This window comes from Streptomyces sp. SPB074, assembly GCF_000154905.1.
GTDB lineage: Bacteria > Actinomycetota > Actinomycetes > Streptomycetales > Streptomycetaceae > Streptomyces.
Window position 1 is genome coordinate 53,681 of sequence record NZ_GG770540.1, and the last position, 17,418, is coordinate 71,098.

At 67.9% G+C, this 17,418-nt stretch carries 13 protein-coding genes and 5 pseudogenes; 12 read left to right on the plus strand and 6 right to left on the minus strand.

Annotated elements, in window-relative coordinates; genetic code table 11:
- The first annotated feature begins 192 nt into the window (after positions 1-192).
- From SSBG_RS29515 to SSBG_RS30415, 6 genes and pseudogenes are all read left to right on the plus strand, one after another.
- Positions 193-492: a transposase gene (locus tag SSBG_RS29515; protein ID WP_008749672.1), complete on the plus strand. Its 300-nt coding sequence runs from the start codon at positions 193-195 to the stop codon at positions 490-492.
- A gap of 62 nt (positions 493-554) precedes the next feature.
- Positions 555-788: pseudogene (locus tag SSBG_RS36295) on the plus strand (IS3 family transposase); the annotation flags it as partial.
- A 249-nt stretch (positions 789-1,037) separates the two neighbouring features.
- Positions 1,038-1,445 (plus strand): annotated as a pseudogene (locus tag SSBG_RS36300) (DDE-type integrase/transposase/recombinase); the annotation flags it as partial.
- A 265-nt stretch (positions 1,446-1,710) separates the two neighbouring features.
- On the plus strand, positions 1,711-2,280 hold the full coding sequence (locus SSBG_RS29525; protein WP_008749674.1) for an adenylate kinase: 570 nt from the start codon (positions 1,711-1,713) through the stop codon (positions 2,278-2,280).
- A 91-nt stretch (positions 2,281-2,371) separates the two neighbouring features.
- Positions 2,372-2,962, plus strand: coding sequence for a proteoglycan-4 (locus SSBG_RS31950; protein WP_008749675.1), 591 nt, complete (start codon positions 2,372-2,374; stop codon positions 2,960-2,962).
- Between the two features lie 95 nt (positions 2,963-3,057).
- Positions 3,058-4,185, plus strand: a complete 1,128-nt coding sequence (locus tag SSBG_RS30415) for a serine/arginine repetitive matrix protein 1 (RefSeq protein ID WP_234010797.1) — start codon at positions 3,058-3,060, stop codon at positions 4,183-4,185.
- Between the two features lie 66 nt (positions 4,186-4,251).
- Here the strand turns inward: SSBG_RS30415 and SSBG_RS29540 are convergent.
- Positions 4,252-5,543, minus strand: a pseudogene (locus tag SSBG_RS29540) (IS256 family transposase).
- A gap of 238 nt (positions 5,544-5,781) precedes the next feature.
- A protein-coding gene (locus SSBG_RS31960; RefSeq protein WP_420790348.1) for an IS5 family transposase occupies positions 5,782-6,563 on the minus strand; the annotation gives its coding sequence in 2 pieces (ribosomal slippage) (positions 5,782-6,279 and positions 6,282-6,563; 780 coding nt in all).
- An 86-nt stretch (positions 6,564-6,649) separates the two neighbouring features.
- Between SSBG_RS31960 and SSBG_RS29560 the strand changes: the two genes are divergently transcribed.
- Positions 6,650-7,860 (plus strand): IS3 family transposase gene (locus SSBG_RS29560; protein ID WP_086023026.1). Its coding sequence is split into 2 segments (ribosomal slippage): positions 6,650-6,941 and positions 6,941-7,860, totalling 1,212 coding nucleotides; the frame shifts between segments, so codons are not numbered across the junction.
- Between the two features lie 89 nt (positions 7,861-7,949).
- On the opposite strand, the gene SSBG_RS32980 is transcribed toward SSBG_RS29560, so the two are convergent.
- A complete protein-coding gene (locus tag SSBG_RS32980; protein ID WP_106429467.1) occupies positions 7,950-8,816 on the minus strand; it encodes a transcriptional regulator in 867 nt (288 codons plus the stop codon).
- Between the two features lie 515 nt (positions 8,817-9,331).
- Between SSBG_RS32980 and SSBG_RS33490 the strand changes: the two genes are divergently transcribed.
- From SSBG_RS33490 to SSBG_RS29580, 4 genes are all read left to right on the plus strand, one after another.
- On the plus strand, positions 9,332-9,496 hold the full coding sequence (locus SSBG_RS33490) for a hypothetical protein (protein WP_158677851.1): 165 nt from the start codon (positions 9,332-9,334) through the stop codon (positions 9,494-9,496).
- 57 nt (positions 9,497-9,553) lie between these two features.
- The gene (locus tag SSBG_RS29570) at positions 9,554-9,859 is read left to right on the plus strand and encodes a hypothetical protein (RefSeq protein WP_008749680.1); all 306 of its coding nucleotides are present in this window, start codon (positions 9,554-9,556) and stop codon (positions 9,857-9,859) included.
- 709 nt (positions 9,860-10,568) lie between these two features.
- A complete protein-coding gene (locus SSBG_RS29575; RefSeq protein WP_037872327.1) occupies positions 10,569-11,813 on the plus strand; it encodes a ParA family protein in 1,245 nt (414 codons plus the stop codon).
- 107 nt (positions 11,814-11,920) lie between these two features.
- Positions 11,921-12,859, plus strand: a complete 939-nt coding sequence (locus SSBG_RS29580) for a ParB/RepB/Spo0J family partition protein (RefSeq protein ID WP_199781485.1) — start codon at positions 11,921-11,923, stop codon at positions 12,857-12,859.
- A gap of 681 nt (positions 12,860-13,540) precedes the next feature.
- On the opposite strand, the pseudogene SSBG_RS35285 reads toward SSBG_RS29580, so the two are convergent.
- Positions 13,541-13,792 (minus strand): annotated as a pseudogene (locus SSBG_RS35285) (IS5/IS1182 family transposase); the annotation flags it as partial.
- A gap of 444 nt (positions 13,793-14,236) precedes the next feature.
- On the opposite strand from SSBG_RS35285, the gene SSBG_RS35290 reads away from it, so the two are divergent.
- Positions 14,237-14,818 (plus strand): hypothetical protein, encoded by a 582-nt coding sequence (locus tag SSBG_RS35290; RefSeq protein WP_234010798.1) that lies wholly within the window; start codon positions 14,237-14,239, stop codon positions 14,816-14,818.
- A 267-nt stretch (positions 14,819-15,085) separates the two neighbouring features.
- On the opposite strand, the pseudogene SSBG_RS36305 reads toward SSBG_RS35290, so the two are convergent.
- Both SSBG_RS36305 and SSBG_RS29600 read right to left on the minus strand, forming a co-directional pair.
- A pseudogene (locus tag SSBG_RS36305) lies at positions 15,086-16,164 on the minus strand (IS630 family transposase).
- Positions 16,165-16,613: 449 nt separating this feature from the next.
- The gene (locus SSBG_RS29600) at positions 16,614-17,351 is read right to left on the minus strand and encodes an SDR family NAD(P)-dependent oxidoreductase (protein WP_234010799.1); all 738 of its coding nucleotides are present in this window, start codon (positions 17,349-17,351) and stop codon (positions 16,614-16,616) included.
- Positions 17,352-17,418: the final 67 nt, after the last annotated feature.

Below are 17,418 nucleotides of genomic sequence, written 5' to 3' on the forward strand. Positions count from 1 at the left end.
CAGCGGGCGTTATCGGGACGTTGTACGGGCCATCGGTGAACAACCGGTGGCCCGGCAGGCAGCCGTGCCCCCTTGGTCGACGGCGCCGACCGGAGCTTCTCCAACCGGACCGGCTGGGTCGACCTGAAGCTTCCCCTTGATCGTGGACACCTGGAGACTGGGATCTTGAGGTTCCAGAGGAAGTAGCACCAGGTGGGAAGCAAGTACACGAAGCGGTACACCGAGGAGTTCAAGCGGGACGCGATCGCGCTCGTCGATTCCTCGGGCAAGACGGTCACCGCCGTCGCCCGGGAGCTTGGCATCAGCTCCGAGTCCCTGCGCGGCTGGTACCGCAAGGCCAGGGCCGACCGGGGCGAGGGTGAGTCCGGTGAGCTGACCAGCGCCGAGCGCGAGGAGCTCAAGCGGCTGCGCAAGGAGGTCCGCGAACAGAAGCAGACGATCGAGATCCTGAAAAAAGCGACGGCCTTCTTCGTGAAGGAGAACGACCGGTGAGCGAGCTGTACCGGTTGATCCATGCGGAGAAGGCGACGTACCCGATCGTCCTGCTGTGCCGGGTGCTGAAAGTCGCCCGCTCCTCCTACTACGCATGGTGCGAGGGCGAGGCCGCACGCCGTGCCCGGCAAGCCGCCGACGACGCGCTCGCCCACGAGATCACCGTGGTGCACATCGCCTCCCGCCACACCTACGGTGTCCCGCGCATCCACGCCGAACTACGCCGCCTGGGCCGGCGGGTGAACCGCAAGCGCATCGCTCGTGTGATGCGTGAGCGCGACATCCGTGGTGTCACCCGGCGCAGACGGCGTTCGCTGACCCGGCCCGACAAGAAGGCGACACCGGCCCCGGACCTGATCGGCCGCAGCCGCTCGGGGTACGGGCCGTACTCGCCGATCGGCAGGTACGGCTCAATGAAATCCCACTCCGGGTCGGTCAGTTGCACTCGCGTCACGTACGACGGTCTACCGGACCAGACCGTGCCACGAAGGCACATCCCGCAGATTGATCACGACTCGATACGCTCCCACCTGGCCACCCGCGAGGTCGTCGGCTACGCCATGGCCGGCCACCACCGCGCCGAGCTGATCGTCGACGCTCTCAACATGGCCCACGGCCGCGGCGGACTCGAGCCCGGCTGCGTGGTTCACAGCGATCGCGGCAGCGAATACACGTCGGCCCAATTCCGCCTACGAGTAGAGAAGTTAGGCCTGCGGCAGAGCTGCGGACGCACCGGGTCATGCTTCGACAACGCCACCGCGGAAAGTTTCGGGGCCCTGCTCAAAGAGGAGATCGGCACCCGCACCTGGCCCGACCGGGCCACCGCCCGAGCCGAGGTCTTCTCCTTCATCGAGACCTTCTACAACCGCCGCCGACTGCGCAAGCACCGGACTTTCGGCTATGTCACCCCGGCCGAGACCAGGCAGCGGCAGCAGCACACCCTCGCGGCATAACGATCACGTGTCCGGGATCATGGGGAAACTTCACGGGCACTGTTCCCCCGACTGTAGGACCGCAGGGCCGGACCCGGTGACCGGGTCCGGCCCCCGGCCCGCCTCACCGCCCGCCCCCTGAGTGGCCTTCGGTCACGGGCCCACCCCTGCGGGGCCAGGGAGCCGCCTCCGGCGGCACCGATCCCGTGCGGTGAACCCATGACACCGTTGGACTGAATTGCTGTAAGGTTTCTTGTGTCAATTTCCCTGTAGAAATGAGGCGTACATGCGACGGGTCGCACTGTTCGGGCCCCCGGCCACCGGAAAGTCAACGCTCGCCCGCTGGCTCTCCACGGAACTCGACGAACCCCATACCGACCTCGACGACATCCTGTTCACCCCCCAGGGGCCGCTGCCGCTGGACGAATTCCGCCGGCAGGCCGCGGCCATCACCGCGACGGACGGGTGGATCGTCGAAGGGAACTTCTCCAAGCTGGCGGACGTCGTCTGGAACCGGGCCGACACCCTGGTCTGGCTCGACTTCCCACTGCCGCTGATCCTCTACCGGATCACCCGGCGAAGCCTGCGCCAGCTGGCCGGCCGGGAGGACAGCGCACAGGCCCGGCGCCTCACCTGGACCTCGGCGTTCTTTGCCCGCCGGTCCCTGCTGCGCACCGCCATCCGCAAGTACCGGGCCAACCGGCCCCGGTACGCCCGGCAGGTGGCCGAGGCCGCGGCCCTGGGCGTCGAGGTCGTACGGCTCCGCAGCCCACGCGAGGTCCAGCGCTGGAGGCAGAGAACAGCGAAGGGGGCGGAGAGCCGCTCACGAGCGGCCCGGCACACCACCGGCCCTTAACCAGCCATCTCCACCACCAGCTGACGCCAGCGCAGGGAAGCACCCACCAGCCTACAAGGCACACCAGCCCGGACCACCCCAAGGAAACCCCGTGATCCCACATGGCCGCCCCGTGATCAACGAACGGGACATCGCCCAGAGAGCCGGTGTTCCCCTCCCCACCTGGAGGCGCCGGGACGCACCAGCCTTCCGGCGACGAGTAACCGCCCTCTTCGACAGTCGCGTACTCATCTACGACAAGGCCCAGGCACATGCCTACCTCAACGGACAACCCATCCCTCCACTGCCCACGTCACCGCACCCCGACGACCTCCTCAACGACCAAGAAGCCGCAGCTCTCCTTGAAGTGACACCCGGCACCGTCCGCGCCTACGCCAGCCAGAACTACCTCCCGCGAGGCACCACGGTCTACAGCCTCCGCCTCTGGACCCGCCAGGGCATCGAAGCCCGCCGCGACACCCCTCCCCGCCAAGGACAGGGTGGCGGTCGCCCCCCAGGCAAAACTGGCCCCACCAAAGCGCACCCCTACGAAGGCGACCCCCGCCTCCACCTCGCCGCGCAAACCCTCACCGCCTCGCCAGGCACCCCCCGCACACATCTCGCTGCCACCCTCGCCGACCAGCACGGCAGCTCCACCCGCACCTGGGAACGCCTCCTCGCCCAAGCCGCCCGCACCCAGTGACGGACGCAGGCCCCCCGTCACTTATCCGACGCGACAAAAAGGGACATGACGATCGTTCTGCCTGCGCGGCGGAAACCGGGAGGGGAACCGCGCGCATGAGCGAGGACGGCAGAACGACGAGCGCGCCCGCACCTCTGCCACGCCCTTCCCGGTGGCGGCCCGGGACACCCCCGCCCGGCCCCGCGCACCTCGACTTCCCGCCCGTGCGCAACGGCCTCGACTTCCTCCAGAGCGCCGTCGGACACCTCGACGACTGGGAAGGCGGCCAGGCCCGCGACGTGAAGTACGCCGTCCTGCACCTCCGGGCCGCCGTAGAGGTCCTCCTCAAAGCGCGTCTGCACGCCGAGGACTGGACCCTCGTCTTCGCGCCGTTCGTTCCGCCCAGGAAGATGACCCGCGAGAACTTGGAGAGCGCCGACTTCAAGAGCGTCACCCTTGCCGAGGCGATCACCCGTCTTCGCGACATCCCGCATGTCACCATCGACAAGACCGAGGAAGAGGAGCTCCTCGCCCTTGTCAGGGCCCGCAACAAGCTCCAGCACTTCGGCCTGACCGCCTCCGCGACCGAGGTCGAAGAGCGGACGGCGAAGGTGCTCGACTTCCTCATCCGCTTCTGCGACGAACAGCTCCTCCCCTACCTGACCAACGAGTCGGAGCTGCGGGAGGCAAAGGAAAGCCTGGAATCGCTCAGAGAGGGTCTGACCCGGGTCACCGCCTACGGCGACCAGCGCATGGAGCGCATCGGCAATGACCTGCGCCGGGAGGGCGCGGAGAACCGAACCATCGAGTGCCCCGAGTGCGAGCGGGCCGCCCTGGTGATCGGCGACTCCCCTGCCGATCCGCCCGCCGAGGGCCCGCCCGTCACGGCGACGTGCCGCTTCTGCGAGCGGACCTGGAGTACGGAGGACCTCGCCTTCCGCTACTTCGGGGGGAGGGGAAGACGGCCCGAGCGGCCCCACGCCTGCCCGCAGTGCGGGCAGGCGACGCTCGGGACCGGCGTCGTGCTGCGCTCCAGCCCCCGCACCCGGACCGTCTTCTGCTTCACCTGCCTTTTCCCCTCTCCTGAGCTGGGCTCGTGCTCCGACTGCGGGCATGTCGTGAGCCCCGCCGAGGACCCTTCCTTCTCGGGCCGGTGCGAGCGGTGCCGCGCGTCCGGTGCGCCCGTGTACGAGGGCCGCCAGGACTACGGGTTCCACGATGAGGCGGAGGACGAGACGCCGTGACCCAACCCGGCTCCGCCGGAGCACCTGGGTCTGTCAAACGAGCGGTGTAAGTAGGGTTGTTGAGGGTTACTGGCGGGCTGCGGAGAGTCGGCCGTCGAAGGTGATGTCGAAGGCGTTGAGAGCGGTTTTCCAGCGCATGGTCCAGCGGGCCTGGCCCTTGCCGGTCGGGTCGAGCGACATGATCGCCATGTAGACGCACTTCAGGGCGGCCTGTTCGTTCGGGAAGTGCCCCCGGGCTTTCACCGCCCGGCGGATCCTGGCGTTGACGGACTCGATCGCGTTGGTGGTGCAGACGATGCGGCGGATCTCAATGTCGAAGCGCAGGAACGGGGTGAACTCCTCCCACGCGTTCTCCCAGAGCCTGACGTCGCCGGATACTTCTTGCCCCATGCGTCGGCGAACTCCGCGAACCGATCGAGGGCCGCGTCCTCGGTCGCCGCGGTGTAGACGGGCTTGAGGACCTTGGCGATCTTGTCCCAGTCCTGGCGGGCGGCATAGCGGAAGGAGTTCCGCGGCAGATGGACCACGCAGGTCTGCACGACGGTGCGGGGCCAGACGGTCTCGACCGCGTCGGGCAGGCCCTTGAGCCCGTCGCATACGAGCATGAGGACGTCGTTCACGCCGCGGTTCTTGATCTCGGTGAGGATGTGCATCCAGTGCTTGGCGCCCTCGCCGCCGTCGCCGGCCCACAGCCCGAGAATGTCCCGCCGGCCCTCGACGGTGACGGCCAGGGCGACGTAGATGGGCCGGTTGGCGACCGCGCCGTCGCGGATCTTTACGTGGATGGCGTCGATGAAGACGACCGGGTAGACGGCGTCCAGGGGCCGGTTCTGCCATTCGGCCATGCCTTCGAGGACCTTGTCGGTGATCGTGGAGATCGTCTGGCGCGACACGTCGGCGCCATAGACCTCGGCCAGGTGGGCCTGGACCTCGCCGGTGGTCAGGCCCTTCGCCGCGAGTGAGATGACCATCTCGTCGACGCCGGACAAACGCTTCTGGCGCTTCTTGACGATCTTCGGTTCGAAGGAGCCCTCGCGGTCGCGGGGCACGGTTGTCTCCACCGGGCCCACGTCGGTCAGTACGGTCTTGGCGCGGGTGCCGTTGCGGGAGTTGCCGCCGTTCTTCCCCGCCGGGTCGTGCTTGTCATAGCCGAGGTGGTCGGTGATCTCGCCCTCGAGGGCCGACTCCAGGAGTCGTTTGGTCAGCTGCTGGAGCAGCCCGCCCTCGCCGGTCAGCTGCAGGCCCTCCGCCTGAGCCCGGCCCACCAACTCGTCGATCAGCCGGTCGTCCACAGACTTCGACGGCACCGTCTCAGACGGCTCGACGGGCTCGGCCTTGGTCACGTTGTTGCTGGTCATCGAGCATCTTCCATGATCGGGAGTTACACCGAACGTTTTACAGTCCCCTTCTCAGGCGGCAAGCACGCTGTGTGCGCGGTCGATGAAGTCGCGGGCGGCTGGCGTGGTGCGGTGCTGGCCGAGACGTTCCGCGAGGGAGAGCAGGGGCGCGGTGGTGCGGTGCGAGCTGATCGTTTCGGTGAGGTCCAGCGCGGTGCCGGCGGTGGCGCACGCGCGCTCTAGGCGGTGTCTTCAAATGTCACGCCCACATCAGGAGCGAGGCGAGGGTGACGGCTGCGTGATAGGACTCGGCGGTCTTGTCGTAGCGGGTTGCGATGCCGCGCCACTGCTTCAAGCGGTTGAAGCACCGTTCGACCACGTTGCGCTGCTTGTAGAGCTGCTTGTCGAAGATCGGCGGGCGGCCGCCCCGGCTGCCGCGCCGGAGCCGGTTGCGTATCTGGTCGGCACGCTCGGGGATGGTGTGGCTGATGCCTCGGTGTCGCAGCCAGGCGCGTATCGCGCGGGAGCTGTAGCCCTTGTCGCCCAGCACGTGCGCGGGCCTCGTCCGGGGGCGGCCCGGGCCGACGCGCGGCACCCTGATCGCTTCCATCACGGCGGCGAACTGGGTGCAGTCGTTGGTGTTGCCACTCGTGAGGACAAAGGCGAGCGGGCGTCCGAAGGCGTCGCAGACCAGGTGGATCTTGCTGGTCAGCCCACCTCGGGAGCGTCCGAGTGCCCGGTCGCGGTGCCCCCTTTTCGGGCCCCGGCCGCATGCTGGTGGGCGCGTACGACGGTGGAGTCGACCGACACCAGCCAGCCGACCTCTCCTGCCGCGTCCGAGCGGGCCTGTGCGGCCTGGAGCATCCGTTCGAAGGTGCCGTCCAGGGCCCACCGGCGGAAACGGGTGTGCAAGGTGTGCCAGGAGCCGTACCGCTCGGGCACATCTCGCCAGGCCGTGCCCGTCCGGAACTTCCACACGATCCCGTTGAGCACGGTCCGGTCGTCCAAGCGCTTCCGCCCACGAGAAGCCCCGGGCAACAGCGGACGGAGGAACTCCCGGGCCCTGACCCTGGAGTTTGGACACCGGAGAGACTTGGATCTTGATGGTCCAGGAGAACGGAGTCCCTGTGGGGATGAAGCATTACCCCGCCGAGTTCAAGGCGGACGCGGTCGCGTTGTACCGGTCGCGTCCGGGAGCGACGATCAAGTCGGTCGCCGCCGATCTCGGAGTGAACACCGAGACGCTGCGGAACTGGATCCGGGCCGCCGACGGACGCCGCGCCGGTGCCCATTCCGCCCCCGCAACGGCACCGCAGCCTGCCGGTGACCCGGTTCAGGCGGAGCTGGCCGCCGCGCGCAAGAGGATCCGCGAGCTGGAGGAAGAACGCGACATCCTCCGCAAGGCGGCCCGGTATTTCGCGACGGAGACGCGCTGGTGAACCGCTGCCAGTTCGTTGAGGATCACCAGCGCCGATACGGCGTGAAGCGGCTCTGCGACATTCTCGGGATCGCCCGCTCGAGTTTCTATTACTGGCGTCGCACCGCCCCGGCTCGCATGGCCCGTCAGGCCGCTGACGACCGGCTCGCGGCCCGGATACGCAAGGCCCACAAGGAGTCCGACGGCACCTACGGAGTCCCGAGGATCACTGCCGAGCTCCGCGACGAGGGCGGCCAGGCGGTCAACCACAAGCGCGTTGCCAGGATCATGCGGACCATCGGCCTCGAAGGGGTCCGTCTGCGGCGCCGGCACCGCACCACCATCGCCGACCCGGCCACCGCGAAGGCCCCGGACCTGATCGGCCGCGACTTCACCGCGAAGGAGATCAACACCAAGTACGTCGGTGACATCACCTACTTGAGCGTCGGCGGCGGACGGTTCTGCTATCTCGCGACAGTGATCGACCTGTGCTCGCGCCGCCTGGCAGGCTGGGCGATCGCCGACCACATGCGCACCGAGCTCGTCATCGACGCCCTCGCCGCCGCGGAACGGACCCGCGGCAGTCTGAACGGGGCGATCATGCACACCGATCACGGAGCCCAGTACACCAGCGGGGCCTTCGCGGACGCCTGCCGCCGGGCCGGTGTCCTGCAGAGCATGAGCGCCGTCGGGTCCAGCGCGGACAACGCCGCCGCCGAATCGTTCAACGCCAGCTTTAAAAGGGAGACGTTGAAGGGCCGAAAGGGCTGGTCAAGCGAGCGCGAGGCACGACTCGACGCCTTCCACTGGCTGTCCCGCTACAACACCCGACGCCGTCATTCCCGGCTCGGCCAGCGAGCCCCGATCACCTACGAGATCACCGTCCACCCAACCTCAACTACCCTGGCCCGAGCCGCATAGACGTGTTCAAACTCCAGGGTCAAGGCCCCCCACTCCGCATCGGACTATTCATGACGACGTATCATCCGACCATGATCCACCACTCAAGATCAATTGAAGACAGGCCCTAGCTCGCCCTGTGCGTACTGGGCGTCCGCCATCCGGCACAGGTAGACGGCGTGGGTGCGGACGGTGGTGGGGCCGAGCAGCTCGTCGGCCGCCGTGAACTCGGTCTCGGCGCGGTCGTGCTGGCCCATGTCGCGGTGGCTGGACGCGCGGGCGCCGAGGATTTCGGCGCGGTCGAACCAGTACGCCCACTGCGGGGCCTGGTCCTGCTGCTCGTCAGCGCGGGCGAGGAGAGTTTCCGCGGCGTCGAAATCGTCCCAGCACCGGGCGTCGCCGAGGTGGGCGCGGGCGCGGCCGCGCCGGCTGTGCATCATCGCTTCGACGCGGGGATCGGTGCGGCCGCGGACGGCGGCGAGTGCTGCGGTGGCCATGTCGTCGGCGTCGTGGAGACGGCCGGTGTTGTAGGCGGAGACGCACCAGAACGCCAGGACGTTGGCGCCGAGGGCGTCGTCTCCGGCGACGCGAGCCGCGCGCAACGCGGTCAGGAACGTGCCGTCGGCGCAGTCGCCCCGGGTGTCGAACAGGGCGGCGGCGCGCTGGCGGGCGAGGTCGGCGGCCGCGGCGTACAGGCGGGCGCCGTGCGCGTCGGTGTAGGTGCGCTGGTTGATGATGCCGTTGACCAGTGCGAGGGCGCTCGACGCTTCGGCGAGGACGGTACCGCCCCCGTCTTCGTCGTCCCGCTCCCGGAGCTCCTGGGCGCGGGCCTCCAGCTTGGCCACTCCGGCCTCTCCGATGCGCTGGCCGGTGGTGAGCTGCCCGGCGGCCACCGGATCGGCCGTGAGCCAGTTCAACAGGGCGGCGGTCAGGGTGCCGCCGGAGATCAGTACGAGTTCCCGTCGCGTGACGCCCATGGCACCCCTTGTGAGTTCGGTGAGGGACTGGGAGGCGCCGAGAAGCGTCCAGGGCCGGGGAGTTGGCCTCTGGGCGGGATCCTCGGACAACCACTCTGGCCATGGTCGCTCATCGACCGCCGTAGGCGGAATACCGAGCAGATCGGCGATGAGCCGTTGGGTCGGGTCGTCCGGCTCGCGGTCGTGCTCCCAGTACCACACGCCATCGCGGCCGGTCTGGATCGGGTGGCCGCGCTCGCGGCTGCGGGCGCGTAAGCGGGTGGCCATCTCCGCCAGACTCCACCCGCGCATCTTCCGGGCGCGGGTCAGCAGGTAGCCGCGGGGGCTACCGGCCGTGTGGGGCGTCCTGGGGCCATTGGCACCTCCGCTGTGCGCATGCCCAGACACGGGCGGTGGCCGCACTCTACGGCGGCCGGGCCGGCGGCGGTAGCCGCTTCGGTGTTGCTCCCTGTTGCTCGTGGTCGCAACGCAGAGCAACACCGTCATCACGCCTCGCGGGCGAGCACGACGCCACCATGAAGAGGCTGAACGAGGCCCTCACGAACGGCGACGCCCGGAGGGTGAAGCTCATGCGCAAGTACTTGGAGCACATCGAGCACTTCCAGAGGCAGGCTGACAGCATGTGGGCCAACCGCCATCGCAGCAAGCCGCCGACGCCCCGCAGCTCCACCGAGAAGTAGTGAGGCAGTCGCGTGGCTCGGCTCAAGACGGAAGCTGCGCCCATCTTTCCCCGTGGAATGGAGAGTTTCTGGACGTCCGGCGGTCACCAGGACCGGGTGCGAGTAGCGACGATCCACCAAGCGGACGGGGTGTGGGTTCTGGTCTGGGACCCCGACTACGTCTCCGCAACCTTCCACGAGACGGCGCTCGCGGCCGTCGCGGCAGCTCGCGACTCGTACGCCGCCTACCTGGCTGCCGAGTACGCGTCTGATGAGGAGGGGCGGCGTAACGAGGCCACCGCCAAACGCCAGGGAGGTGCCGTGGCGCGGGCAGTACGGGCACCGATGGGCGGCCAACGAAAGTTGCCAAACAGCGCCAAGTAGATCGGTGCACGGTCTGGTGAAAGCAGGCCGGGCACCGCCATGCGGACTACCGGTCCCGGCGTGACGTCAGACACGTTGCCCCAAGGCGGGGATGACTACAGGCAGCACACGTTGTCCGGAGGTTGCCCACACGTTGTCCCCACCCCCTGGCTACGGTCTCAGGCGCCCACGCCCGAATGGGATCTCGAACCTTTTGCAGGGCTTTCACGGGCCACTCGCCCTGGACGAGTTGGGTCAGCCGACCGGGTCAGCCTGATTCGGGGCGAGGCTGGTGACGGCGTAGACGGTCTTCGTCAGAGCCTCGCCGGTCTCCTTGTTCACGCGGGTTCGCTTGATCTCGATGGCCTGGACGGCGTGCGGGCCCGGCCTGGTCGGTGCGCGCCTTCAGTCGTTGTACCTCGCGCCATCCGGGGCTGGCGGGGCGGCGGCGGTCCAACTGTGGCATCTGCCGCCAGCGCAGGCGGCGCCAGCTGGTCAATGCGGGCGCTCTGGGAGCTGAGAGCCTCCCCCATGAGGGGGGGGGACGTGGCGAGGAGGCGATCTCCCGGTCCCTGCACTTATCTGAGGAAAGCCGGGCGAGGGCCTGAGTCTGGCCCTCGGCTGCTGGGGCGCCAGGGATCTGGGTGACTACGGCGTAATCACCCAGGCGAATGAGTGAACTAACCCCACATGCCCCATCTCCCTCTTGATGGTTAGTAACATCTCTCTCATGACTCAGCCCAGCGCCCGCGAAAAGGTCGTCTCCAAACTTCCCGCCAGTCTCCGCCAACAGCTCAAGATCCGTGCAGCACAACATCGCCTCGACATTCAGATCGCCGTGGAACAAGCCATCCACGCCTGGACCGCCCTCGCCGCCTCCCCCGCAGCCGTTGACGTCAGCGGTGCCAGCTCCTTCGCCACCTTCCTCCCCCCCGGCCAGTGGGACGCATTCAAAACGATCGCTTCCGCCCGTGACGTGACCCTCACTCAGGGCTTGGCACAAGCCGTGCAGCTGTGGCTCGACATGAACCCTTCTCCCGAGGTCATCCGTCCAGAGACAACCCGCCGCATCATCGTCTGTAACCAGAAGGGCGGTGTGGGCAAGACCGCCATCACGGCGGGGACAGGAGAAGCCCTGGCCGAGGATCCTGACATCCTGCGCCCGGTACGAGTCGCCAAGCAGCTCGCCGCCGCACAACTCGCATCACCGGAAACTGACGGCAGCAGCGACGCGCTCGAGGTAGAAAACCTCCCCGGCCTCGGCCTGCGCGTCCTCCTGATTGACTTCGACCCCCAATGCCACCTCACCCGCCAGCTCGGCGCCGAGCCCCTCCCCCTCGACGGCGACAGCCTCACCAAGCACATGGGCGGAGAGGCAAAGGGCGAACTCCGCGACCTGATCGTCGCCGTCGACCAGGAACACTTCGGCGACCGGCTCCACATGCTGCCCGGCTGCAACGACGCTTTCCTCCTCGACGTCAAACTCGCGTCCGTTCGCGCCAGCGAGAAAGCCCTCGAACGAGCCCTCGCACCCCTCGAAGGTGATTACGACGTAATCATCGTCGACTGCCCACCCAGCCTCGGCCTCTCCATGGACGCCGCGATCTACTACGGCCACCGCCGCGACGGCGAAGCCCCCGGACAGTCAGGCACACTCATCGTCGTCCAGGCCGAAGACAGCTCCGCCGACGCCTACGACATGCTCACCACCCAGATCGACGACCTCCGCAACGACCTCGACGTCGTCATCGACTACCTCGGCATCGTCGTCAACCTCTACGACGCCCGCCGCGGCTACATCGCCACCAGCTCCCTGCAGGGCTGGGTCGACATAAAGGACCCCCGCGTCGTCGGCCTCGTCGGCGACCTCAAGGAGCAGAAGGAAGCCGTACGCATGCAACAACCGCTCCTGTCCTACTCCCCCACCTGCACACAGTCCGTCGCCATGCGCGCCCTCGCCCGGGAGCTCGCATGACACCCAAAGCAGACAAGCTCGGAGGCGGACGCTTCGCAGGCCGCGGCGCCCCCGTCAGCCCCCGCCGAGCAGCCATCGCCCAAGCACGACAGGTACCCACTGAAGGCGTGCCCTCCCCCACCGAGCTGCCCCCTCACCGGATCAGCCTGAACCCGGACAACCCGCGCTCCTCCCTCGGCGACCTCACCGACCTCGCCGGAAGCCTCAAGGACCACGGGCAGAAGCAGGCCATCACGGTCATGAACCGCGACGCATACATCGCCGCGAACCCCGCCGCCGAGGAGAAACTCGAACCCGACACGGCATACGTCGTCATCGACGGCTCCAGCCGTCTCGCAGCAGCCCGCGAAGCCAGCCTCACCACCGTGAAGGTCATGGTCGACGACGGCCAGGGCGGCACCAGCGAAGAGATCCTCGAATCCGCCCTCGTCGCCAACATCCACCGCCGCGAACTCTCCGAACTGGACGAAGCCCGCGCCCTGCAACGACTCCTCGCCCTCCACGGCTCACAACGTGCCCTCGCCGCACGCCTGCACCGCTCCCAGCCATGGATCTCGACGCGCCTCGCACTCCTCGGACTCTCCGAAGAGATGCAGAACCTGGTCGGCACCGAGAAGATCGAACACCTCCGAGCCATCGGCAACAAACCGGCCGAGGAACAGCCCGCAGCGCTCCAGGCGCTCAAGGACAAGGAGTCCACGCAGCGCACCGTGCGGAACCGGAAGGGTGCGGGTCAGGCCGCAGACACAGGGGAGCGGGCCGAGAATGATTACGGCGTAATCGCCTCACCGAACGTGCCCGAGAGCAGAAAACAGCCGGCGCATGATTACGCCGTAATCACCCCCGCCCCCGCCTCATCATCCGAGCCGTCTGAGTCGTCGCAGCCGTCGAGCCCTCCACAGCCCGCAACTCCCCGCACAGCGCCAGCAGCTCTTATCCCGGTCACAGCGATCCCATGGCGGCACGTCAACGTTGTTCACCGGATCCTGCGGGAGCACATGACGCCGGAGGACTACAAGACGCTCCAAGAGCTCATGGCCACATGAGACGGTGCCTCACCGAGGGCCCTCCGGTCTCAGCCACGACGGCTCGTTGCTGAGACCGGAGGGCCCTCGCCCCACTACGCATGCGGCTTGGTCGCGGGCGTCGCCAGGGAGGTAGTTCGCATGCCGGTCCGGGGCCCTGGCAGGTGGCTGCTGACGGCGTGCAAAGTACCGACCTCGCAGGGAAGGGTGGGCGACATGGAGGAGCGACTGTTTGCTCTCGGGGCGCGAGCGCAGTGTGCAATAACTGTTCTGGATCGTGCGCCTGCCGGCCTCACCAAAATTTCCCAGCCGCTCACAGCAGGGAAGTCGCCTCAGCTGACCGGGTGCCACCACAGGGGGAAGGACCGACCTGCGTCGGCCGCCTCAGCCCGGAGATGCGGACCGGCTGATTACGGCGTAATCACTCAGGCCGCTCCGGCCTCCAGCCCGCCTTCGACCACCCGGGCCTCCGCAGACACGAGCTCCGTGGGGCCAGCACACCTCACCACACCACCGGCGGCCCTCGTTCCGGCGGCAGCCATCCCGCTCGGAGGGCCCTGCAGCCGCACCGTCTCCAGCGCCACCCCGTAGCACCCCGTAGGTCGCCTCAGCGACCATCGAGAGACTATGTCGCAGGGCCTCGCGTACCGCGACACTGGATTCGCACCAGCCGCCGTGACCTGCGGCTGTACGAAGACTTAACAGCAGCCCCAGCACCGAGTGCGGCAGGTCGTGCCGCAGGTGGATGAGTGTGGCCACCAACCGGTCGACGAACACCAGCTGATGGCGGGCGCCGGCGCCTTCGGCCCGCTTGCGGGCCCCGCCTCGCACAGCATGGCGGCGACCCTCGACCCCGGCCTGCCACGGCTCGGCCAACTCTTCGACCAAGCACGCAAGATGACGCCGGGAGAGCCCCGTGAACAGTCGATGCGCCAGCACCGCCCGATTGACCATGATCGCCACAGCGGGATCATGCCATCCACGTGGCACGACACCTCACCCGCTATCACGCACCAACTCGTTAGGTCACAGCAGAAGGGGGATGTGGTGTCGACGGTCGACGTGCAGAGGGTCTGGAAGCCGTCCGTAGCGGATCTCTGGGCGGGACGACACCCTCTGTGGTGGACCGTTGGCCCGACGGGGGAGCTGGCTGTTTTGCTCGTCCATCGGCAGTGCCTACGCCGAATCCGTCACGTGAAGGGTTGGGTGGGCTGGGGCCCGCAGGTCCCATTCGATGCGGTGCTCGTGATTCGCCAGGCTGACGGTTCGCTTCAACGGCGACCGATCAAGGACGTCCCGGTCAGGCCGAGCCACATCGCTCTTCTCCTGGAGGACCGACTTCTCGTCGCAGGCGGTCGAGCGGGCAAGGAGGAGTCGGGAGCATGGAGCCCGAACGCTGTGGTGTTCTCGCTGGAAAGTGGTGACCAGGAGGCCACCTTCTGCATCGGCGACGACATCCCTGCTCTAGTGACCGATCGCGGGGGATCGATCTGGACGGCTTACGGAGACGAAGGCATCTACGGAGGGCATCCGGAGTCTGCAGCCGGTCTTGCCGGCTGGAGTGCCGATGGCAGGGCAACCTGGGCTCCGGGAGATCGTCTTCCTGACCTGCCTTTGGAGGGACGCACCGCTGCCACCGAGGGGGACCGGGTCTGGCTGGTCTGGTATTCCGGCAGTCGGCGCGGAGGCACTTTCTTGACGCGGATTACCCCGTCGACGGGTGAGGTGACCAGTTGGCCGAGCCCCGTACGCGACCCGGACGGGTTCGCCGTGCGCGACCATCGCGCGGTCCTGACCAAGCGCGATCACAACCAGCGGTCGACCGAAGTGGTGCGAGCCGAGCTGGATGGTGATAGCTGGGGTGTGACCGAGCGGCGCAAGATTCAGGTGCCCGGACGGGTGGTCACGCGCTGCGGTCAGGGTCGCGACGGTTTTCTATGGCTTCGCTCTGGCGACACGTGGCTTCGCATCGGAGCCTGATAGCGGCCGATAGCGGTGCGCAGCACCGCGACCGGGCCATGCCCGCCTGGCGACAGCCGGCGGGCAGGCAACCAGCGCCGGGTGAGAAGGCCCTCGGGGCAGTCCCTGCGGTCGTGCCCGGAAAGCAGCAGGTTCGCAGATTCTGAAGGTGATCTCGTGCGCGAGCGCGTCGTTGGCCGCCTGGCGGTCTTGGCGAACGGCCTCGCCCTCGTCGCGCCAGGCGTAGTAGGAACTACCGAGGTTGAACTCGGGATGTCGTGTTGCTGGTCAGGCGGGTCGGATGGTCAGGCCGGTCTCGGTGAGACAGCCGTCTATGAGGTGGCCGCGGTACTGGATGTGCCGTAGGCCGCGCCGGACGGTCTGGACGAGGTGTTGCGGGGTGCTGAAGGCGACGTTGGAGAGCCAGCCACGTCGCAGGAGTGACCAGATGCCTTCGACGGGGTTGAGGTCGGGTGCGTAGGGCGGTAGGTAGTGGATGGTCAGCCAGTCGCGGGATTCGGCGAACTCCCGGAGACCTGCGGCTTTGTGGACGTTGAGGTTGTCCCAGATGAGGACGAAGGGGCCGTCGAGTTGTTGGTGGGCGGCGATCAGCAGGTCGCGGTAGTCGCGCCAGGAGAAACTTTCGCGCCCGTCACGGTTGCCGTCATCGCGGCGGGGCCGGTAGATCAGCCTCGATCGGTGGCCGGGTTCGTAGCAGGTCAGCGCGGCTATGGAGAGCCGGCGGCGGGAGCGGCCGCGGACTCGGACCACTGGGGTGCGGCCGCGCTGGGATCAGGTCCTGGCGTGCGGCGGCGTCATGGAAAAGCCGGCTTCGTCCTCGAAGACCAGCCAGGCTCCACGGGCCGCCGCTAGCCTTCCGCGCGGGGCCACACCTCCTTGACCCACCCCGCGACCGCGTCATCGTCCCGTTCCATGGCGCGACGGGCCGGGACCTGGCAGGACCAGCCGTTGCGCACCAACAGCTTCCGCACACCCTGGATCGTGTACGTCAGATGGAAGCGCCGGCCGATCGCCGTCTTGACCCGGGCCAGAGTCCAGCGCTGGTCCTCCCAGCCGTGCGCGGCCGGCCCCTTGGCCAGCTCCGCCTCAAGCTGAGCGAACTGCCGATCGCTGAGCCTCGGCAGGGACGCCGGACCCTGCGACCGCAGAGATCCCGGGCCGCCCTCGGCCCACGCGTGACGCCATCGCTGGACCGAACGGACACTGACCCGCAGATCTCTGGCGATCGCGGTACTGCCCTCGCCCTGGGCGAACCGCTCGGCCGCCTGGAGCCGTAACTCTTCGCGGAACTGCTGCCGTTCGGCGGTCAGCCCGCCCCCTTGTGGATACCGCGTGACTCCGGTCATACCGCAGCCACCGGCCAGCCGTCATCCCCCACGACACCACGAGTTCAGCCTCAGTAGTGTCCTGAGTCGGAGATTCGTCCTTGGTCGGATATGGGCCGTCCGGGTCCGAAGGCTACGCCGTCCGCCAGGGGACGCATCAGCGCCTCGGTGTTTGCCCGGCACGTCCCAGCTTGTTGGTGTGCGCCTGAGGTGGACACGGAAGCAGACGAACACGGCCCCGCGGATCACGGAGTTCTCCACCCTCCAAGGTCCGCGAAGATGGCCGTGTTCGTTCCGCCATCCGCCCCCCGTCCATGCTCCGGTTCGCCTTCACCCTGTCGAGTCCCGATACCGCCCGCCGACAACGGTCGTTTACAGACGTTCATCTGTGCGGATTCCGGCTTGCCGGGCTCAGGGGCGCTACGGATGCTGGGCTTGTCGACTGTGACCAGCGCGGTGGGGCGGCGCGGTCAGGACGCGGACATGCCAGCGTCGATCTTGTGCTCTGCCCCCGTGATGTAGGAGGACTCGTCAGACGCCAGGAACAGCACCAGTGACGACACCTCGTCCGCTTCCGCGAGCCGGCCCAGGAAGATCTGCGCCAGTGCGTCACCGCCTCCCTCGTCGGTCGCCTCCACCATCATCGGCGTGTTGATGAAGCCCGGGTGCACGGAGTTCACGCGGATGTTGTCCCGCCCGTACTCCTGCGCGGCCGCCTTCGTCATCCCCCGGCTCGCGAACTTGCTCGCAACGTAGGCGAGGCTCGGGAACCCGTAGTTCGCGCGCAACCCCGCCAGCGACGAGATGTTCACGATCGACCCGATCCCCGCACGCTGCATCGACGGGATGACCGCCTTCATGCCGAGGAACTGCGAGTGCTGATTGATGGCGCAGACCCTGAGATAGTCCTCCTCGTCGAGGTCCGCCGTCTTGGCGATCGGCCCAAGGATGCCGGCGTTGTTCACGAGCACGGTGACGCTGCCGAACGCGGCTTCGGTCTCTGCCACGACACGCTTCCACTGGTCGAACTTCGTGACGTCCTGCACGGTGTACCGCGCGTTGTCGCCGAGCTCCTCGGCAAGCTCACGGATGGCCGTCTCGTTGACGTCCGTGAGGGTGACCTTCGCCCCTTCCTTGATCAAGCGGCGGGCGTGCGAGGCGCCCATCCCCCGACCCGCTCCCGTGATGATCGCGACCTTGTCGTCCATACGGCCCATGAGAGGACTCCTTCATCCCTACGGGTCATCCGAATTTCGGACCCCAGTCCCAAAAATA

Excerpts from the sequence above, each read along its gene's own strand:
- SSBG_RS29525 (WP_008749674.1), top strand. The coding sequence starts at position 1,711 with ATGCGACGGGTCGCACTGTTCGGGCCCCCGGCCACCGGAAAGTCAACG.
- SSBG_RS30415 (WP_234010797.1), top strand. The coding sequence starts at position 3,058 with ATGAGCGAGGACGGCAGAACGACGAGCGCGCCCGCACCTCTGCCACGC.
- SSBG_RS32980 (WP_106429467.1), bottom strand. The coding sequence starts at position 8,816 with ATGGGCGTCACGCGACGGGAACTCGTACTGATCTCCGGCGGCACCCTG.
- SSBG_RS33490 (WP_158677851.1), top strand. The coding sequence starts at position 9,332 with ATGAAGAGGCTGAACGAGGCCCTCACGAACGGCGACGCCCGGAGGGTG.
- SSBG_RS29570 (WP_008749680.1), top strand. The coding sequence starts at position 9,554 with ATGGAGAGTTTCTGGACGTCCGGCGGTCACCAGGACCGGGTGCGAGTA.
- SSBG_RS29575 (WP_037872327.1), top strand. The coding sequence starts at position 10,569 with ATGACTCAGCCCAGCGCCCGCGAAAAGGTCGTCTCCAAACTTCCCGCC.
- SSBG_RS29600 (WP_234010799.1), bottom strand. The coding sequence starts at position 17,351 with ATGGACGACAAGGTCGCGATCATCACGGGAGCGGGTCGGGGGATGGGC.